Source organism: Streptomyces jumonjinensis, from assembly GCF_009600885.1.
GTDB lineage: Bacteria > Actinomycetota > Actinomycetes > Streptomycetales > Streptomycetaceae > Streptomyces > Streptomyces jumonjinensis.
Map to the genome: position 1 here is coordinate 57,172 of NZ_VCLA01000023.1, position 19,308 is coordinate 76,479.

Below are 19,308 nucleotides of genomic sequence, written 5' to 3' on the forward strand. Positions count from 1 at the left end.
GCCTTATCAGGAGGGTGCGTGCCCGCTACCGGCCAGTGCGCCGTGCTCGGTGATCGGTACGCACTGGAGTGTCCGCTCGTACGCAGCAGCATGGGACGGGTCTGGCAGGGAAGCGGCCTGCGCCGGGGGTACGGTCGCCTTCAAGACGGTCACCGCAGAGCTCCTCGCCGAGTCGGAGGATCGCGACCGAGCGCAGCGCTACTTCATACGGGAAGCGAAGGTCGCGGCGGCGCTCGACACCGCCTCCGTTCACGGCGCGGTCGCCGCAGGTGACACCTACTGGCTCATGATGAGGCTCGTCGAGGGTACGGTGCCCGGTGCTTGGGCTACACGCCCACGCTGTGGCACTTGTGTTTGCCCGAGTGGTTCCGTTGTTCATCGACCGCACAGCTGGCGACCGCCCATACCGTAGCTGTGGCGGGCGCACTGCACGGCAGTGGCCTCGGCTGAGGACGCGACTGGGTGCCGCCCGCGGCGGTCTCCGGATGAGATGATCGCGGATAGGCCATGGTGCGTGACAGGGGGAGGTGGAGCGGTGGCCACGGACGCCGTCCTGCGAGGGTATTTGCTGGAGGAGTCGCTGGCCTGGCTGCTGCGCTACAGCGGGTACCGGCTACTGGTTCACGAGGATCAGGATCCGGGCGAGCTGGTTGATCAGGAGGGGGCTTTGCGGGTACGGGGTCGGGGTGCCCTGCACCAAGTGGATGTACTTGGTGAGTTCGCCTTCACGCCCGCATTCTCGATACCGGTGCGGATGTTTCTGGAGGCCAAGTTCTACCAGAAACCCTGTGGCCTGGAGATCGTCCGCAACGCCCATGGTGTGGTCCATGACGTCAACGAGAATTTCATGACGCATGCGGGCAGACGTCCCCGGCAGCGCTATCACTACTCGTACGCGTTGTTCTCCGCGGGCGGCTTCACGGCGGATGCGCAGCGATATGCATTGGCTCACCAGATATCCTTGGTGGATCTATCCGGCGCCTCATTCACCTGGTTGCTCGGCGCCATCGGCAGCACCGCGTGGAGCCTCTTCCAGGCACAGGAGAAGTACCTGCCCAAGCCCTCAGGGTTCCCCGTGACGTGGATGCGACGCCAGCTGCGGGCAGCGTTGGAGACATCCCCCGTGCACCTCCTGCCCTCGACCGAGATCGCTGAGGGGAAGTTCAAGGATGCCGCTCGGGTCGCGCTCGCCCAGCTCGTCGTAGCCCTTCGTCGGCGCAGTGAGACAGAACTGCTGCTTGGATTCCCCTCCGCGCCGTTCATCCTTCCGCTGGCTGCAGATGACCACCGTCGGTTCCTTGAGTACGCGGATGCCAGACCGGACCATGCGGTGCGCATCAAGAGGCGCGGCAGCGGGACGGTGGCGGAGTGGACGCTGGCACCAGTGGAGGCGCCCGGCTCCTACGAGTTGGCTTTCAAACTCCCGGAGCACATCGAGCAGTGGATCAGCGACATCGACGGGAAAGAGCGCCTGCGCACCACGGAGATCAAGGAGCAGTTCCTGTCCGCGATCACCATCTACCGGATGAACGGCGACGGCCTGCGTACCTACCAGCTGCGCTACGAGGCGAGCTCCCTGTCGCGCTTCTGAATCCGGTGCGAAGTGCCGGGCTCTGGTGACGATGCCTTGGCCATTGCCTGGACCGGCAGGTACGGGCTGGGCTTGCCGTGCCAGCTGATGCTCAGCGCGTCCCGGGCACGGGTGGTGGCGACGAAGAGCAGAGAGCGGGCCTTGCGCTGCTCGCGCTCGTAGCGCGGCGGATCCTCGTTACGGTAGCGCTCGATTCTGCTGGTCTGGGGAATGATGCCGTCACTGGCGCCGACGATGGCGAGGCGCTGGTACTCGAGCCCCTTGAACCGGTGCATGGTGCCGACGTGGACTTCGCCATCGCCTTTGGGGCCGTCCTTGGTGAGCTCGGCGCAGGTGATGCCAGCCTCGGTGACCAGGTAGTACATGGCCTGGCTGACCATATCGCGGTCGGCGACGCATACAGCGATGCGACCACTAGGGTCGCTGGGGGCACCGTTCTCGTTCGTGGACAGTTCATCGCGCCAGGTGGTCAGGGTGGCCGCGAGGCCGACGAGTTCGTCGTCCCAGGTGCGATACGGGATGAAGGTGGGGGCGGGGCCGTGGAGGACGGAACGGTAGCCGGCGAGGCTGTCGGTTCCGTCGTCGAGGTCGTCGTAGGTGGTCTTCCTGTCGTCGACGACGCGCATGGCCTGGACGAGGATCTCTTTGGTGGTGCGATAGCTCAAGGTCAGGCGGGAGGAGCGACCGCGGATATTGATGCCGAGCGCGCCCAGGGTGACCTGGTGGTCATAGATGCGCTGGTGGGTGTCACCTGCGATGAACATGTCGTTGGCGAGGTCGGTGTCGGCCATGGCTCGCAGCATTTTCCAGTGCGCGGGACGAAGGTCCTGGGCTTCATCGACCACGATGTGTTGGAAGCGGTAGTCCAGGTAGCGCATGCCGGAGCCGTCATCGCGATGGAGGAGGTCCTTGCCGCTGACCTCCTCCTTGTATGCGCGGCGGGACTTGATCTTCGCGGCGCGTTCAATTTCGAAGCGGGCGGCGTGCTCGGAGGCTTGCCCCCAGGTTTCCAGTCCAAGTTTGTCGAGACGGGCGGTGAACTGCTCGATGAGCTTCCAAATGTGGTTGCGCTCGGGGCGGGTCAGGGCCCGCCCCCGGCCGGCCCGACGGGCTTGGAAGTAGGCGGATCGGGTGGGGATGGACTGGCCGAGGATGACCTGTTCCCACTCCTCCAGCAAGAACTCCGGCTCCCAGCGGCGGTCGTCGAGCTCGGCCAGGAGCTGCCGCATCTCATTCATCGCCACGTGGTCATGTACGCGCTGCTTGCCGCGGCCGGGGGCGGTGTTCTCGCCCAGGACACGGGCGGCGAGCTGGTCGATGTGGGCGATCTCGACGCGGGCGAGGAGTTCGGGTTCGACAAGGGAGGCCAGGCGCAGACGGAGGTCGGTGGTGAGGTTCTTGGTGAAAGTGGTCAGCAGGATCGGCTTGTTGTGGCCCGGGGGAAGCTGCTGGGCGAGGTGCTTGACCCGGTGGAGCGCGACGATGGTCTTGCCGGTGCCAGGACCACCGGATACGCGAGCGGGGCCGTTGTAGTGGCGGTGGACGATGCGTTCCTGGGTGCGGTGAAGGAAGACCTTCCAGGCGCGGAAGTCACCTTCGTCGATGACGGTCTGCACGTCGTCGTCGACGGCAGTGACTGTGGTGCGGGTCGCCGCGGCGGCGAAGTCATCTAGGTCGGGCTGCTGTCCGAGCTCGACCGGTTTGGTGATCTCCTTGCGAACCTCGGCGATGTCCATGCCTGCCGCGAGGCCGTACAGGATGTCCTTGGACAGCAGCGGTGCGCCCTTGAGGAGTTGGTCGAGCTCGGTGCTCTCGGTCACCGCGAGGGCGAGCTCGATGAGCTGATCGGCGACACCGAGGTCGCGGAGCTGGCTGGCGTCGTAGGCGGAGAGCAGCGCGGGGACGGCCTCGGGCTCGGCGACATGCTGGACCGGTGTGGGGGCGGCCGTAGGCGACGTGGCCTCGTCGGGCTCCGCGCGGGTGAGGGTGATACCGGCGCGGCGCAGAGCACTGTCACCGACGATGGCCAGGTCGACGAACTCGATCTCACCGGTGACCCGGTTGACGGCGACCTGGAGCTCTTCATAGACATCTCGGCGATGGCGTACAGCGATGACCAGCCAGTTCTCCGTGCCGTCAGCGTCGACCCCCGTGGGAGTGAGGAGGGCACGGTAGGACTGGTTGACCCGAGCCGACCAGATACGGGAGTCGCCTTTGAGTTTCTGTTTCTTCAGCCCCGGCTGGTCGGGGTTGGTCCGGAAGATGTGGCAGAAGTCGTAGAACTGAGCCTTGACCGAGCGGTCGAGCTTGTACAGCTCCTGTTCGGCCTTGCGGTACAGGCTGAGCCGGGCGGTCATCGGGTGGTGCCTTCCGTGTCGGGGATCTGGTCGAGCAACTCGTCCAGATGGCTGAGCCATTCGCCGGCCGTGCGGACCTGCCAGCCGTCGTGGGCGTAGGCGGCGTCGCGGCGCTGGGCCTCGGGGTCGTCCTCGCTCTGGTGGTCGGTCATGACGGCGATCTTGAGTTCGGGGGACTGCCAGGCGAATTCGGCCTGCCAGCGGCTTGCGCCGAGTTCGAAGCCGAAGACAGGTGCCTGCTTGCCTCGGTCGGCGAGAGTTTCGGCGAGGCGTAGGAGATCGGGGGCTTCTACGGGTTCCTCGCGCAGTATCTCCAGGATGTCCTCATCCCAGATGGCGTCGCGCAGTATCTGGACGAGGGCGGCTTCGGCCGCCGAGTCATGGTCCGGATTCGGATCGACCGGTTTGGCTGCTACTGCGGGTGCGGGTGTCTCGGCTTCGGCGGGCACCGGTACGAGGGCGCCGATGAGAGAGTCGAGTTCGCCGAGCCCGCCACAGACCGCGAGCACTTCGACTTCGAAATCGGCGGCGCGGCTGGCTGCGAGCTGGACGCCGTCGCCTCCGGCCAGTGACAGGAACTGGGTGAGGTTGCTCCAGTACAGCCAGGACCGCCAGCGCAGTTTGTGCTCGTCGCTCTCCAGGACGGAATCGGTGTCATCCAGGATCGTGAGCGCGCTCCATCGTGGGACCTCGGGGTCGGCAGCATCCAGGGTGACGAGGATTGGCAGTCCACTCTCGTCCTGGGTCCGGAACACATGAACGGGCCCGATCCCGGTGGCATCCGGTACAACCGGCTTGTCGTGGCGCGCACTGCTGCTGAAGTCGGCAAGTTGACTGCGCAGAGCCGCCACCAGTTCGCTTCGGCGTCCAGTCGCGGCGACAGGGGTGGCTCCTGCGCTGCCCAGCAGCCCGGTGACCAGTGCGCGGGAGCGGCGAGCCCAGCGGTCGGTGTCGGGATCACGCAAGTACGCGATCAACGTGTCGATCGGGTTGGCGAAAATGGCGCTCGCGAAGTGAGCACGCTGCCCGCCGTACTGCTCGTAGGCGGCCTTGGCCTGTTCCTGGGCCGTGCCGCGATACGGCGGCCAGACGGGTTTGGTTCGGGTGGGGTGCTCCTCGAACAGGTCGATGTCCGCCCAGGTGACCTGAAACACGATCTCCCCTTCGGCCCGCAGCTTGGTGCGCTGAGCGGCGTCGTGAGCGATCCGGTTGTGTTCGCGGCTGGCATGGAAGTGGAAGCCTTCGAGATAGACCTTGATGCTCTGGGCCGGTCCGTCGACCCGGGTGAAGGTGAAGTCGGTACGTGTCCCCCGGAGTTGCTGCTGAGCGGTCAGCCGCCAGTGGGTGACGTCGGAACCGGCGGTGAAGCGCAGATGTCCGCTGGCGTGACCGTCCTCGTCCAGAGCGGCGTCGTCGGTGACCTTCACCCAGTCGCGCAGGGCCGCCAGGAAGCGGGCCTCCAGATCTGATTCGACCTGCGCGTCCAGACCGACCAGCCCGGTGTGCTCGACCTCGCTCGTATCCCATCCATCCGCACCGTCCGGCGTGAACAGCAGTGACTCCAGCATGGTCAGCGCCGACTGGCGCGAGACGATGTCCTGGAAGCGCTCGGGGGTGTAGCGGTGCAGACAGCGGTGGCACGCCCGGCGCTGTTCCTCGGCGCACGGGCATTCCTTCAGCATCTCGTACGCCGCCGCGAGGGTCTCGCGGAAGGTGACGTGATCGGTGAGCCGGTCCAGATAGCCGGTGCCGCCGGGCAGGGAGTCGAAGAGCACCAGGAACCAGCGGCGCTCTCCGCTCTCGAGGTCCGGCATGGAAGCCACGGTGGTGTCCAGGTGCTGTGGGTCGCCGCCGAAATGAAGGTCCACACCGAGCCGTAGCGCGGCACGGAAGGAGTGAACCTTGGCGTCCACGTCCGCTGTGGCGGCCGGGATCAGCACCCGCAGTGCCTCGGTCTTCAACGTATGGGCCAGCAGTATCGGCTCCTGAGTGGTGCCGTCCCGCTTCCCGCGGCGCAGCGGGCACCAGGGGCGGTGGTGCTTGAGCTGGGGACTGCGGGCGGCTGCCGAGTCGAGAGCGTCGGTGTCGTGGTCGAAGACCGGCTTGCCGTCCGCGCTGGCTGCCCCGCAGGCGGTGCACACATGGAACGGGTTGAGCCGCACCAGATGTCCGGCGAAGTCGTCGCGGGCCGGGGCGTCGTAACGGACCGGCCCGACGTTGATCCGGCGGATCATGGCAGTGCGGCAGTAGTCGACGCCGAACGTCTGCTTCGTGTGCCGCCACGAGCCGGGCTCGATCGCGTCCACCGGAATGTCCACCGCGTCCACAACCGAGTAGTTACGGCGGTCACGGTCGTCCTTGTCGTCACGGATCCGGGCGTCCTCGCGCTTGTCACGCGAGGTCACAGTGGACGGCTCCACGATCTGGAACAGGCAGGAGCCGTCGTCCGCGATATGGGCGCTTTTGCAGCGTGGGCACGGCGAGCGGTCCTCGGTCGCGTCCTCGGTGCGCACAAATCCACACCCCGGGCACACCCGCCAGGTGCGCCACTCCTGCCGGCCGCTGGTGGAGATCTCCAGTCCGGTGATCTCGTGCCGGTAGCCGTTGACGTAGAAAGAGTTGCCCGGGGCCAGCTCCGAGAGTGCGTAGCGGCGAGGCCGGTCGTAGGAGTCGGTGGTAGAGGTGAACTTCGCCTTCCCTGTCTTCGCGTCGATCCCGTCCTCGCCGTACAGCGTCGCGGACAGCGTGGTGACCGAGTCGATCAACGCATAGTTCGGCAGCAGCCCCAGGTCGCACAGCGCGTTCTGAGCTGCTGTATCGCCCAGATTGAGCAGGCGTCTGCCCACTCCGCGCCGCTCGGCGTCCAGCTCGGCCTTCTGCCGCGCTTGGTCGGGGTCGGAGTCGTGCAGCTCGTCGTGGGCCTCGTCGATCTGAGCCAGTCGGGCACGCAGCGCCTGCTCCTCACGGCGCCAATCCCGCTCGGCTTCTTCCACCGCGCCGCGCAACTCGTGCTTTGCGTACTTGCGAAGATCGTCTTTGGCCCGGTCGTTGATGCCGGTGGGGAACATCCTCAGGAAGCCGTTCGCGAGCTCTTCCCCCTGAGCGATGGCTACTTCCACCAGGTCGATCAGGTAGCCGGACGGGCCGAACAGGGCCGGGGCCTTGGTCGGCATGGCGCGTAGCACGATGCCGTCACTGCGGACGAGCCGGCCGGCAGCCGCGAGGTCCAGCAGGTGCGCCAGATACTGGCGGCGCAAAATCTCCACCGCCGACAGATGGCAGCCCGGGGGAACGATCGTGCCGGCGATCAGATCCTTGGGGCGCTCCAGGAAATACAGATCGCGCCGTCTGCGGTCAGGGATCGTCAGCAAGAACGCATTACCGGTCCGGCGCCCGGCCCGCCCCACCTGCTGGGCGTAGCTGGCCGGCCGGCGCGGCAGCGCGGCCAGCACCACCGCGGACAGGTCACCGATGTCGATGCCCATCTCCAGCGTCGGCGTGCAGGAGAGCACATTGGGGTCCTTGAAGCCCGTACGCCGCTTGAACGCCTCTTCCACCATCTCGCGCTGCGGGCGCGTGAGCATGCCGGTGTGCTCGGCGGTCACCACCTGATACGTCCCGGCCTTCCGGTACAGGTGCCGGTAGTAGTCGCGGGTGTAATCACGGTCGCGATGGTGTACCCCCAGCCGCTCGGGCCGGTCTCCGGCTACCAGACGACCGCTGCGGCAGCGGTAGGAGGGGCAGGGCTGATCGTGCCACTGATCAAGAAGGGAAGGGTGAACCGTCTGTTCCCAGAAGCACACCGGGCAGCGGACGTACGCGTGCCGGACCTGTTCGTCGTCCAACAGCAGCGCTTCGATGTTGCCCGGTTTGAGCCCGTAGACCCGTACCGAGGTGTCGTTCGGCGTACGGGACGCCAGCAGCCCGATGGCTGCCAGCTCCGGCAGGAGGCGGTTCCAGAAATCCGGCGATGCCTCTCGTGACAGCCCCAGACAGCGTCCTGCCCACCGCTCGTACCAGGACAGTCTGCCCGTCGCGAAGTCGAACTCGCTGCCGCTCTTGGGCGTGTTGAGCAGGAACACCGGTGCCGCGACCCGCTTGGGGAAGGCGCGCATGCCGGGTGCACGCTTGCCCCAGATGAAGTACCGGCTGGTGCCCGCCTCGTCGACGTACTTGTCCAGCCACTGGTGCGCGATGGCGCCCCGCGTACGCAGGCGCTCCAAGAACACCCGCACGAACGCCAGATAGCGTGCGTCGTCCTGTGGCAGAAGCGGCAGATCGGCACGCTCGAACTCCTCATGAACGCGCTTCACCAGCGCCACCACGCCGTCCGGATCCGAGATGTGCACCTGCGCGGCCGCGGTCCGGGTCAGCTCCAGGGTGCGTCCGTTGCGGGAGCGGAACCCGAACTCCATCAGTGCTTCGAATGCCAGGCGCTGACCGATCAGTCGCCATGTCGGCAAATCCCCGCCACGTCCCTGCCCGGACAGTAGTCGGTCAACACCCTTGAACCCATGCAGATCCGGCGGCACCACCGCAGCCAGGGTTTCCTTGTCCGTCGTGGCCTCGACCACGTCCGCGATCAGATCATTCAGCGCAGTGGGCACGTCACTGCGCAGGTGCTTCGCCAGCAGGGCGCGCAAGGAGAAGGTGTACGAACGGTTCGCGACGAACCCGGCCCGATGCGCGGCATCCTGCACTGAGTCGTTGAACATCAGCGTCTTGTCTTCGTGCCGCTTCTTGTCGAGTTCCCCGCCCGTGAACAACTGGGTGATCGACGCCGCTGTCATCGCAGCCGCCCCGGTACCCAGATAGCGGATCGCGTTGCGCTCACCACACGCCGGGCACCAGTCCTCCTTTGCCGCGGTATTCGCCGTATCACCGAAGTTGACCAGGACGAACGCCGAATCGCGGGCCGTCAGCCGCGGCTCCTTGGATTCCTTGTCGTAATCATTGAGCGGATCGGGCAGCCGCAGCCGCTTGCGCGCGCCGTCCAGCACCATCAGCAGCCCGCCCGCACTTTGCAGCGCTGCCGTGGCTCCCTTGCCGCCTCGGCCGCCGGCCGGTAGCACCGCAGCACCAGAGCCCTCGCGCGCCTCACGCTCGGTCGCCGAGACCAGGTTCCGGACCCGGGCCTTGTCCTGCCCCAACGAGGCACGACGGATCTTGTACGTGTCGAACTGGACCTCGTGGTCGTCGCTCTCCGGGGAGAACACCGCCCATCCCGACCGCCCGCAGTCCCGGCAGTAAACCGCTGGCAGAAACAGGTTCGCACTCTGCCCCGACGTGACTGTCGTCACCGGTGCCGAACGGTCCCCGCTCCCCTCACCGGCGTTGGCCGCACCCGCCACATCCCAGCGGAACTCTGCCTTGGGCCAGGGCAGTACACCGCGAAGCAGCCGCGATACCGACCGAGCCCACTGATGCACCTCGACATGGACGAACGGCCGCGACGGCTCTCCCACCGGCGACTTCGGATCACGGGCGTACGACAACAGCGCCACGAACCGGGCCAGCGCCTCGGCCGCCTTCTCCGGCTGCCTGGCCACCGCCTCCGCCCAACCAGCCGCACCGGCGCGCCACATGACGTCCAAAACCTCGGCCCCGGTCTTCACCTCACCGTCCAGCGCCTGCATCACCGCCCTGGTGAACAGGTGCCGCTTCAGGTTCTCACCCAGGAGGAGGGGGTCATTGTCACGGACTTCGGTAACCGACTCGATGAGGTCCAGCATCGCCTCATCACTCGATGCGGGATCGGGCAGTGCAAGTAGCTCGTCCGGAGTCGGCAGCCCCTGCATCCGCACATCCGCCAGCGGGATGAACTCCTCCACCGACAGTCGGTTCTCCCCGACGATGGACTCCGCCGTGAACTCCGAACCGAAGACCTGTGTCGCCACCTCGAGCAGCTGGGCCACTCCGTCGGCATCCGTGCCGGAGGCGAGCGTCGCCGATGTTGCCACCGGGCAGATCGAACCCAGCGGACGCCCCTCTTCGGACACCCCTACCGCAGCCGCGAGCCGCCGCAGCAGCATCGCCACGTCCGTGCCCTGCGCACCGTCGTAGGTATGAAACTCATCCACGACCACATACCGGATGTCCGACCCACGCCACAGCTGAGCATCATCCGCACGCTGGAGCAGCAGATCCAGCATCTTGTAGTTCGTGATCAGGATGTCAGGCGGCGAAAGCTGTATATCCGAGCGGCGTGTACGAACGTTGGCGTACTTCACGGCCGCCTTGTCACCGATGTACAGCCCGGCCGACAGCTTGTTCAGCGCATCGTTCTCCGTGATCAGCTCGTTGATGCGCTGCGCCTGGTCGGTCGCGAGGGCGTTCATCGGATACAGGAACACCGCCTTGATACCGGCCTTCCCCGCTTCCCGCTCACGGAGACAGTGATCCAGCACCGGATACAGGAACGCCTCCGTCTTACCCGAGCCAGTTCCCGTCGTCACCAGCGTCGGCTGTGGCACATGCCTATTCGCGGAGGTCAGCCGACTGAAGGCCACTGCCTGGTGGGCGTACGGGGTGAACCCCTCGCGCTGCCAATCCAGATGCTGCCGCCACTCCTCGCCGGCCATGGTGAACGGAGTCCGGATACGCAGATACGGCCCCCGGAACATCCCGGACGTCTCATCACCCAGGAACCGGTGCAGCGCCTCACGCGCACCTTCGTCCGTCAGGGCGTAAGTCGTGGAGAGATACTGCAGCAGGCTTTCCTTGAGCCCCCGCGCCTCCAGCGTCGGCCTCACGGCTTCGGCACCTCCTGCTTCTCCAGGTCCCACTCACCACGGGCAACGGCGTCGTCGAGGCGCTTCTGGAACACTGCGTGCGCCTCGCGCATCTCTGCCTCACGGTCCGCCTTGTAGAAGGGGGTGGTGTATCCCGCCGGCACCGGGGCACTCTCCGGGGCGGCCCGATACGCCTCGAACTGCGCCCACGTCTCCTTCGTCTGCCGCTGCCCAATGGTGCGCGCGTTGCCCGCGAGCTTCCAGCCGTCAGCGTCGAACCAGGTGACAGCCTCGTACTTCTGGAGTACGGGGAAACGGCCCCGGTACGCGGCGATCAGCGCGTCGGCGTCCATACCGAGCCAGACCGCGACCAAGGCGTCGATCTCGACGAGGGCTGCGCGGCGGGCGCGCTCGCTGCGGAGGGGCGTCTCCGGGCGCCAGTCCGGGGTCACATCGTCCAGGGACTGGAGACCTGGCCAGTCGCGGGCCCAAGGCTCTTGGCCGGACCAGGCGTCGTCGTGGAGCTCGGCCCAGAGGGGGGCGTGGGCACGGGTGAGGCAGTTGAGGCGGAGGGCGCGGAGGAGGAGAGTCGAAGCGAGGGGGTGGTCGGGGCCAGGGGAGGGCATCGCCTTGACGCCAGCACTCCGAAGGTGCCCTCGTCCAGTGGCGCGCAAGAAGTAGTCCATAGGTAGCGAAGCCCAGAATCCGCCGACCAAAACTGTAGAGACAAGGTTCGGCATTGCCAGACAATGAACATTGTCGACATGCGCCGTACCCGGAGGGACCAGGGCCGCATAAAGCGCCCTTTCCGTGTTCGGTGCGATCATGCATCGCCAAGCGAGCCGATAGAAGGTGACGTACCGTCGTTGAGCCCTCTGCGCCAGCACGTCCTCGATCTGGGTCGAAGTGACGAGTTCCTCAGAGATACGGTCGATGCGTGCGATCTGCTGGCGCGCTCGGGCGACTGCCTTGTCACTCGCCCGCAAGCGTGCGAGAGCCGGGTGATCAATCCATCGTTCTTGCTCATGCAGGTACGCCTGGTTTCTGCCGTTCGCCCGGACGTATTCGGTGTCGGGCACGAAGTCTGCCGGAAGAGAAACGAGATCTGCACCGTACGGATCGTTGCTGTTGGCGTTGTGGCGCTTGAAGACCGGTGTGGCAACGCTCAGTTGGGTGCCCTTGAGAATCACATGACGCCAACGGTCCGGCTGATATGTCTGGCCTGTGGTGGAGTCGGGGCGGTTGTAGTCGATCAGGTTGTCCTTCTTGGCGCCGCTCTCGTGGTATCCCGGCGACATTCGCGGAGCCGAACCAAGCCTCAACGGATAGTCCGCCAGTGCCTCAATCGCCGAGGCTTCTGCGGTGCTGACTGGAAATAGCAGACGCGCCTGCTTGACCGGCTCGCCTGCACTGCCCAGTAGACGTTGCCAGACGGAGAGTTGGTGCGTGTCGACCCGGACGACACGGGATCGATGCGGACGCTCGTCGAAGTCGCCATTGCGATACCGCACGCCGGGCACCTCGCCTGATCCATCGTGCTCAGCGGAGTACCGCAGGGCGTCCGCCGATACCAGCCAGGACAGGTGATCGAAGTCGATCTCCCTGGGTTGCCCATATACGTGAACGCCAAAGTGGGCCGTGTGGCCGACCGGTTCGGGGAAGAATCGCTGTCCGGCATTGACGAAGTCCCCATGAATACGAAGCCGCCTGTACGCAGCCTCCCGGAGACTCCCTTCCTTGTCACCCGTAAAGTGGCTATCCGGGTGGACCATCCCGGCGGCTCCGTCCGCCGCCGTGTGCGACCAAACCTGAGACATGAACGCCCGGTACAGATCCGGCTGGGTTCCTGTCAGCAACGGGTACATCTGGGGAGAACCGAACACCGCGACTTGCGCTGCGGTGTTCGTCAGTTCACCGAGAACGTATCGTCGAGCTTTCGGGGACTTCAGCACTGCACGGCGTCGACGGTCCTTCTCAACCGTGGATGCCTTGTTCTCCAGCTCGAACCACGGCTCGCGCTCCGCGAGTACAGCCGCTTCGTTCCAGCGGGGTCGTACCCACGGTGGATTACCCACCTGAAGATCGAACCCACCGCCGCACGTAAAGACGAGAGCGAACTCCAATTCCCAATGGAGAAAACCTTGTTCCTTCGTGATGTCCCGCACCTCCCGGAGCCACGGGAAGCGGTCCTCCGGGTTGTCGACGGACATGCCCATGAAGCCGGGAAGCGTCTCCTCGAAACTCTTCAGCGACTCCAGACTGGTGAAGCTGTCGATGAGAGTTCCCTCGGGCACGTCGGCCGTGCCCAGCATGGCTTCCAGGAACTTCAGCCAGTCATCGAGTCCCCGGAGCGGGACAATCTGTTGCTGTTCTGGATTCTTGGGCTTCGGAGCCGTGGCCTTCCTCCCGGCCTTGGGGCCGACCTGCTTGACTTCCACGACAGCGTCGTCCTCTGCGGTCAGTTCAAGATCCGCGAAGGTTGTTTGTTCGGGGCCGAATGAGAACAGAGCCGTGGCCTCGACGAATAGAGGGGCGGGGCGCGGCGTGGGGACGATCGAAGGTTCCGGTTCAGACGAGGAAGCCGGTTCGTCGGCCAGCGGGACACCGTTGAGGACCCGTGTGAGGCCGTCCGCATCCGCAACCATTGAGTGCACCGCGTACTCGCTGGCGGATCCGTCCAGCAGTCCGGCCTTGTCTGACGACCAGAACCACAGCGCGCACCAGGCGTCCATCACCTTCTTGAGCCGCCAGTACGGGGTATCCGCGGCGTTGAAGAGGTCTTCGAGTACCTTTTCCTTGGGCACGGCCTGGTCGGGGCGACGGATGAACCCGTACTCGGGGTCGGCGGGAGTGGCTCCCCATACGTCTACCCGCCGCGCGATTGCCTGCTCGGAGAGGTCCATGCGCTTGGCGACCAGGGACCAGAGGAACTCCGTGCGCCGGGCGGCGTCCCGAAGTTTGGTGAACTGCGATGGAGATTCCGGCTTCGGCTCCTTGGTCCTGGGGCTGAGCTTCGGAGTGCCGTCCCCATTGAGGTGGGTAGTGCTGCGCTTCGGGCGTTGGAGGATGCCCTTCTTCCAGGCAGTGAGCTGCTCGATGTCTTCTTTCGCGAGCTCTTTCGCCTCCTTCGAACCCGTGACAGCTGCCCATCCGGGGCTCGGCAGGAGGAACTGATGGACTGCGTCCTGGGGGAGGGGCCTGGGCTCGTTGTCGCTGAGGAAGGGCAGCGGGGTCGGGGCCAGGGCACCTTTGGCCTTGAGCCATTCCTTCCCGGTGACATCGTCCGCCGCGTACGCTGCTCGACGCGCGCCGATGAGGGAGTTCCCCTGGCGTAGATGGAGCCCGAACCAGGGGGCCCGCATCCCTGGGTGCATGGTGTTCAGCCACAGTGACACTTCGGCGAGCTCGACGCCGGTGGAGTTGAGGTCTACGCCGTAGGCGTTGTGCAGGGCGATGTATGCCCGTGCCTTCTGCTTCTCGGTGAGTGCGTCGGCGGTGGGGATGGAAGTCCCGAGTTCGTCCTGGCGGCGGCGCAGGTATTCGTCGGCGACCTGGTTGATGGCCTCGTTGAGGAAGGCGCCGGATCCGAGAGCGGGCTCGCAGATCTTGTACTTTAGGAGCTCGGACGCGCGGGTCTTGATGATGTTGCCGTCTGCGTCGCGTTCCTGATCGAGGCGGTTCTTCAGGGTGAGTTCGACGGTGACCTGGGTGAGCGATTCGGGGGTGTAGTACGAGGCGGAGGTTTCGCGGTCGCGGCCGGCGAGCCGGTAGACGAACGAGCCCTCCTCGTACTTCTTGACGCCGCGCAGGCCCTTGCGGGTGTCCTCCTCGCTGTAGTGGATGAGGGTCTTGTCGGGGTATTGGTCCTGCTTGTGCGAGGGGATGAGCCAGGAGCCCTTCTCCGGGTCGCCGCCCTTGGCGACCTCGCATAGCTCCTCCTCGGCGATGATGCCGGTGTACGACATCAGACCCTCGTATACGGCGCCGAGTTGGTTGATGCCCAGGTTGCGGTAGGAGATGAAGCCGCCGCGTTCGCCGCGCTTGCCCCTCTTCATAGTGAGAAGTCGGAGCACTTCGTGGAGGGCGGAGTTGCGCAGGCGCAGGTCGAGCCAGCGTGGGTCGGTGTCCTCGTCGCTGGTCGGGTCCAGGACGTTGGTGCCGATGAGGCGGATGGCGGTGGGCTCGAAGAGTTCGCTGCGCAGTGGTTCGAAGCGAAGACCTCGGTCTTCGCTTCGGCGGGCGGCTTTGGCCTCGCGGGTCTCTTCGTCGTCGCCGGGCTGGTCGTCGTCAGGCTCGGTGCCGTACGGGCGGTGGCCGAAGTTGACCTTGTTGAACAGCACGTCCAGGGACTGAAAGAGATGGAAGCCGTTCTTGGCTTCCTCATCGACGAGTTCCTCGTCACGCTCGACAAGTTCGCGCAGGCGGGCCATGGAGTAGCCGGCCTCGTAGCTCCCGTCGTCGGCGGGGAGGATGCCCAGTTCGGGTCGGGCCTCGGCGTAGAGTAGGAAGAGGACCCGGTAGAGGTAGCGCAGGGATTCGCGGGTGAGCTCCCGGGCGAAGGGGAGTTTCGGGTTCTCGATGTCGGCCGGGGTGACATGGTTCTTCGGCTCGGCCATCCGGCTGAGGACTTCGTTGGCGATGACCTCCACCGAGCGCTGGAGCCCATAGCGCAGCTCGTTGGACACGCCGACCGCGTTGGTACTGGACGACTTGAGCAGACCGTCGATCGCCCGAGTCTGGTCGTTGTCGCCGGGGCGGAGCATGTCCAGGCTGAACAGAGCGGCAATGGTGGCTAGTTCACCCTGCTGGGCGCGGTCGTTGCGCTCCAGGGCGGCGTCGAGGTTCACCGCGAGGTAGCGGCCCTCGCGCCAAGACTGGCGGTCGGCGAGCAGGATCACTCCGCCGATGAGGAGGAGGATGAACCTGGGGTGGGGGCCACCGGCCTCGCCCAGCTCGCACTCGAAGAGCCAGGAGGCCAGATCCGTGCCCGTCTCGTAGCTTTCGCTCGCGCTGACGCGCAGCGGACCCAGGAGACGTCCGGAGCCATCCACGGCAAGGGCGGTGTCGTTGGCGGCGGCCCAGCCGCAGTCGAGAGCGATGACACCGTGGCCGTGGTGGGCGACAGTGAGTGTGTGCTCGCGTCCGGCACGGTACACGGTGAGCTCACTGGAGCTGGCGTCGTAGCCGAGGGCGCGCAGCACGGTCTGGTGCCACTCGGTGATTCGCTTGGCCCAGTCGGGGTTGTTGTACGTGTGGAGTCGTGCCTCGTCACCGGCATCGCGTTCGGCGGCGTCGGCGAAGTAGGCGCGTACGTCTTCGGCGAGGTAGCTGGAGCGCAGAGCGCGTACCTGTTCGCGAGGGGTTCTGCGCGGGTCGTTCTCGTCTCCCTCCCGCTGTGTCCAGGTGGCGAGCAGCCCCTTCTTGAGGTCGGTGCCGAGCTGTTCGGCGAAGTAGTACGCGGACAGGTACTCGCCGCGATTGATGAAGGAGTCGAAGTCGGTGCTCATCGGGTATTGCCCCCCTCGACGGCGTGCGGTTCCAGGACAGCCAGCAGCCGCAGCATCGGCTCGCCCCTCGTTTCCAAGGACTTGACCAGGCGCAGCCGGTTGCTCGCGGCCCGTCCGACTCCCTGCTTGTCCGGGCGTGGACCGAAGGAGAGCGCGTCCTGTTTCCAGTGGGTGACGCGCTTGCGGTAGGGGGCGAGGCTCTTTTCGATGCGCTGGCGGTAGTGGTCCTCAAGCGTGCCGAGGTGTCTCTTGGCCTCGTCGATCGCGTCGGGGACCAAGGCGCTGAGGCCGGGCAGGTCCCGGGGTGTGGCGCGGCCGGGCATGTTCGGACCGACTCCGTAGCGCTCCAGGGCCTCTTCGGTCAGTTCCACCGTGTTCGGTTCCTCGGTCAGGCCGGAGACGGCCATCCACTTCACGATGGTGGGCCGCCCCTGGCCATTGGAGTAGATGCCCTGCACCAGGAAGGTGGGGCTGTCCACGGCGGCGGCGAGTACCGGGGCCTGGTGGCGGCCGATCTCGACGAGGACCTTGTCGGTGAGCCAATCCAGGACCGGGTGGACGTCCGTGACGTAGGAGACATTGGGCCACTGGGACTTGGAGGTTTCCCGGGCTGCCTTGAGGCGCGCGTTGGCGAGGTCCTTGGAGAAAGTGACGCGCAGTCGGCCCGGTTCGGTCTTGCGGGGCATGATCCGCTGCTCGTCCAGGTACGACTTGGGTAGCGCCTTGAGCCGGTAGAGCAGGTCGCGCGGTGGCTCGAAGGCGATGGTGCCGTCATCGTCGCGCCGCAGGGACAGTTGGTCCTCGGGGTTGGGATGGCAGACCTGCCGTAGTGCCTCGTCGAAGTAGTCGGCGGTGGAGCGGAAGAGCGTCGGTACCACCGCACGCGGCACTTCGGGGTGTTCGGGGACCGCACCGACCTGGCCGAGGAGTCCAGCCAGGAAGGCGGCACCGCCCTGCTGGGATTGTTTGATCGAGTCCTCGACAGTACGGCCGGCGATCAGGTCCTGGGTGAGGCGGTTCTCCTCCTCTTTTGCCCGGTACAGGCCGGTGACAGCCTCTGCGGAGCCCTCGATCTTGTGCGCTTCTGCTTCGCGCCTCAGGAGTTTCTCGCCCACGAGCCGGTCATCGAGGGTGCGCGGCTGCCCACTGGCCTCATCCGTGCGCCACGGGATGTCGCTGGTCAGGATCAGTGCTCGGAACTGCGGCGGGTACGCCTGGCCGTAACGGTCGATTCGGCCGTTGCGCTGCTCGATGCGGATCAGGGACCACGGCAGGTCATAGTGCACCAGCAGGTGGCACTGCTGGTGCAGGTTGACGCCTTCGGAGGCAACGTCGCCGGTGAACAACATGCGCACCGGATCGTCGCGCAGCCCGAACTTCTCAACGATCGCCCGCTGCTCTTCGTCGCTGCTGGCTTCGCCGTGCATGACCTGCACCGCACCGCCGAAGCCCAGCCACGGCTTGTTCTCGTCCGGGCTGGGCCCGTGCGGAAAGCCGAGTGAGGCCGGTACGGTCTCGGCCAGCCACTTCAGAGTGGGGATGCGCTCGGAGAACACCACGACCCGGGTGTCCGAGCCAGGCCCGACGCCTATTTCGCGCAGCTCAGCCAGGAGCGCTGTGAGCTTTGCCGAGTCGGAGTCCTGGATCTGTTCGTTCAGCTGCTGCAAGTCCACCAGCGCCGCACGCTCCCGCTTCACCTCCGCTTCGCGCACCTCCGGATTAACCGGCCGGGTCCGCTTCTTCTTGTCGGCGGGCCTATCGACGGGGGGTTTGTCCAACGTCGCGATCCGTGTCTTGATCGACTCTCTCAGGGCCCGGTGCGAGGACAGAAACGACTTCAGCAGCTGGTACGGCACAAGCTGGTGTCTGCTGACCGAAGGCTGGTCGGGGTCGCCAGGGATCCAGCGCGTGGCCAGCTCGCGGAAGACGGCGAGCTCCTTCTCTCCGGCCGGTGCCGGAAGCGGCTGCGAGGGACCCCGGTCGGCCCAGGCACCCTTGGCCTTGAGCGAATCGCGTACCTCCGCCGTGGTCTTCGTACGCCGGATGTAGAGGTGGTCGAGGTCCTTGACCTCGTACCGGTTTGGGTTGGCGATCGCCGCCTCGTCCAGCATCTTGACCAGCTCGGCGAATGAAGAGGCATCGCCGTTGTGCGGCGTGGCCGAGGCCAGCACTAGGGCGTCGGTCTTCCTCGCCAGCAGTCGGGCGAGTGCGTTGTTCTTCGTCCCCTGGTTGACGAGGTTGTGAGATTCGTCGATGACGACGGCGTCCCACTCGGTGTGCTCTAGGTGGTGGGCGTAGACATCACTCTTCAGCGTGTCCACGGAGATGATCGCCCGCTTGAAGTACGAGAATGGGTTGCGGCCGGCAGGGATGTCCTGCTGCACTCGCTGGATGCCCGTCGAGTCCAGCCGCACCAGCGGGATCGCGAACCGGGTCCACAGCTCGCGCTGGAACTGCTCCAGTACATGCTGCGGAGTCACTACCAAGATCCTCTCGCCCCGACCGCGCCGGATGAGCTCGGCGAGGAGCACCCCGATTTCCAGGGTCTTGCCCAGCCCCACCACGTCCGCGATGAGGATCCGCGGCTGGGGGTTCTTCATCGACAGCGCGAGTTCGGCCGGCCGGAGCTGATGGACCTGCTGATCCATGAGGAAGTTGTCCGCCAGAACCAGTCCGTGCTCAGTCTGAGGCAGGAACGTCTTCCGAATGATCGCCTCAAGGAAGAGGCGGGCTCGCCGGTGGTTCGCAGAATCGTCCGGGACCAGCCGGGTCTCACGTGGGTCCAGCACGCTCACAAGATCGAGTTTGTCGTAGAAGACGGCCTCGACTCCACGGACGAACGAGGAGATGCCGGTGACCTCGACCATCCATCCGTCACTGGCCGTAGGTGTGCACTTGCGGACCAGCCACAGTTCGTCCCGGATCTCCACCTGTGCACCGGCTGCGTACCCGGATGTGGTCGGGGCCTGTGCCGAGGGGGAGGGTTCGTCGGGCTCCCAGGCATCCCACACCGCATCGCTCTGGCCGCCCGTGGCCCCCGCCTCGACGCTCAACGTCCGCTCCGATCCTTCACCAGCGACATTCACGCCGCTTGACTTCTACCGAGCCCGCCGACAGCAGAT

5 protein-coding genes are annotated in these 19,308 nt (G+C 66.0%); 1 reads left to right on the forward strand and 4 read right to left on the reverse strand.

The genetic code is table 11. The features are described 5' to 3' along the window. Nucleotides 1–535: 535 nt before the first annotated feature. Nucleotides 536–1,591: a hypothetical protein gene (locus FF041_RS02890; protein ID WP_323391062.1), complete on the forward strand. Its 1,056-nt coding sequence runs from the start codon at nt 536–538 to the stop codon at nt 1,589–1,591. On the opposite strand, the gene FF041_RS02895 is transcribed toward FF041_RS02890, so the two are convergent. The 4 genes from FF041_RS02895 to FF041_RS02910 are packed head-to-tail and all read right to left on the reverse strand — an operon-like array spanning nt 1,561 to nt 19,239. Next, nucleotides 1,561–3,948, reverse strand: a complete 2,388-nt coding sequence (locus tag FF041_RS02895; RefSeq protein ID WP_153520884.1) for a UvrD-helicase domain-containing protein — start codon at nt 3,946–3,948, stop codon at nt 1,561–1,563. The genes FF041_RS02890 and FF041_RS02895 overlap by 31 nt on opposite strands. Next, nucleotides 3,945–10,700 carry a DEAD/DEAH box helicase gene (locus tag FF041_RS02900; protein WP_323391064.1) on the reverse strand — a complete coding sequence of 2,252 codons (6,756 nt, stop codon included), beginning with the start codon at nt 10,698–10,700 and terminating at the stop codon, nt 3,945–3,947. Before FF041_RS02900 ends, FF041_RS02895 begins: the two co-directional genes overlap by 4 nt. Next, nucleotides 10,697–16,186, reverse strand: a complete 5,490-nt coding sequence (locus FF041_RS02905; protein ID WP_153520885.1) for a hypothetical protein — start codon at nt 16,184–16,186, stop codon at nt 10,697–10,699. Before FF041_RS02905 ends, FF041_RS02900 begins: the two co-directional genes overlap by 4 nt. Further along, on the reverse strand, nt 16,183–19,239 hold the full coding sequence (locus tag FF041_RS02910; protein WP_153520886.1) for a DEAD/DEAH box helicase: 3,057 nt from the start codon (nt 19,237–19,239) through the stop codon (nt 16,183–16,185). Before FF041_RS02910 ends, FF041_RS02905 begins: the two co-directional genes overlap by 4 nt. Between the last annotated feature and the right edge of the window lie 69 nt (nt 19,240–19,308).

Coding starts and splice junctions, on each gene's coding strand:
- FF041_RS02895 (WP_153520884.1), bottom strand. CDS start 3,948: ATGACCGCCCGGCTCAGCCTGTACCGCAAGGCCGAACAGGAGCTGTAC.
- FF041_RS02905 (WP_153520885.1), bottom strand. CDS start 16,186: ATGAGCACCGACTTCGACTCCTTCATCAATCGCGGCGAGTACCTGTCC.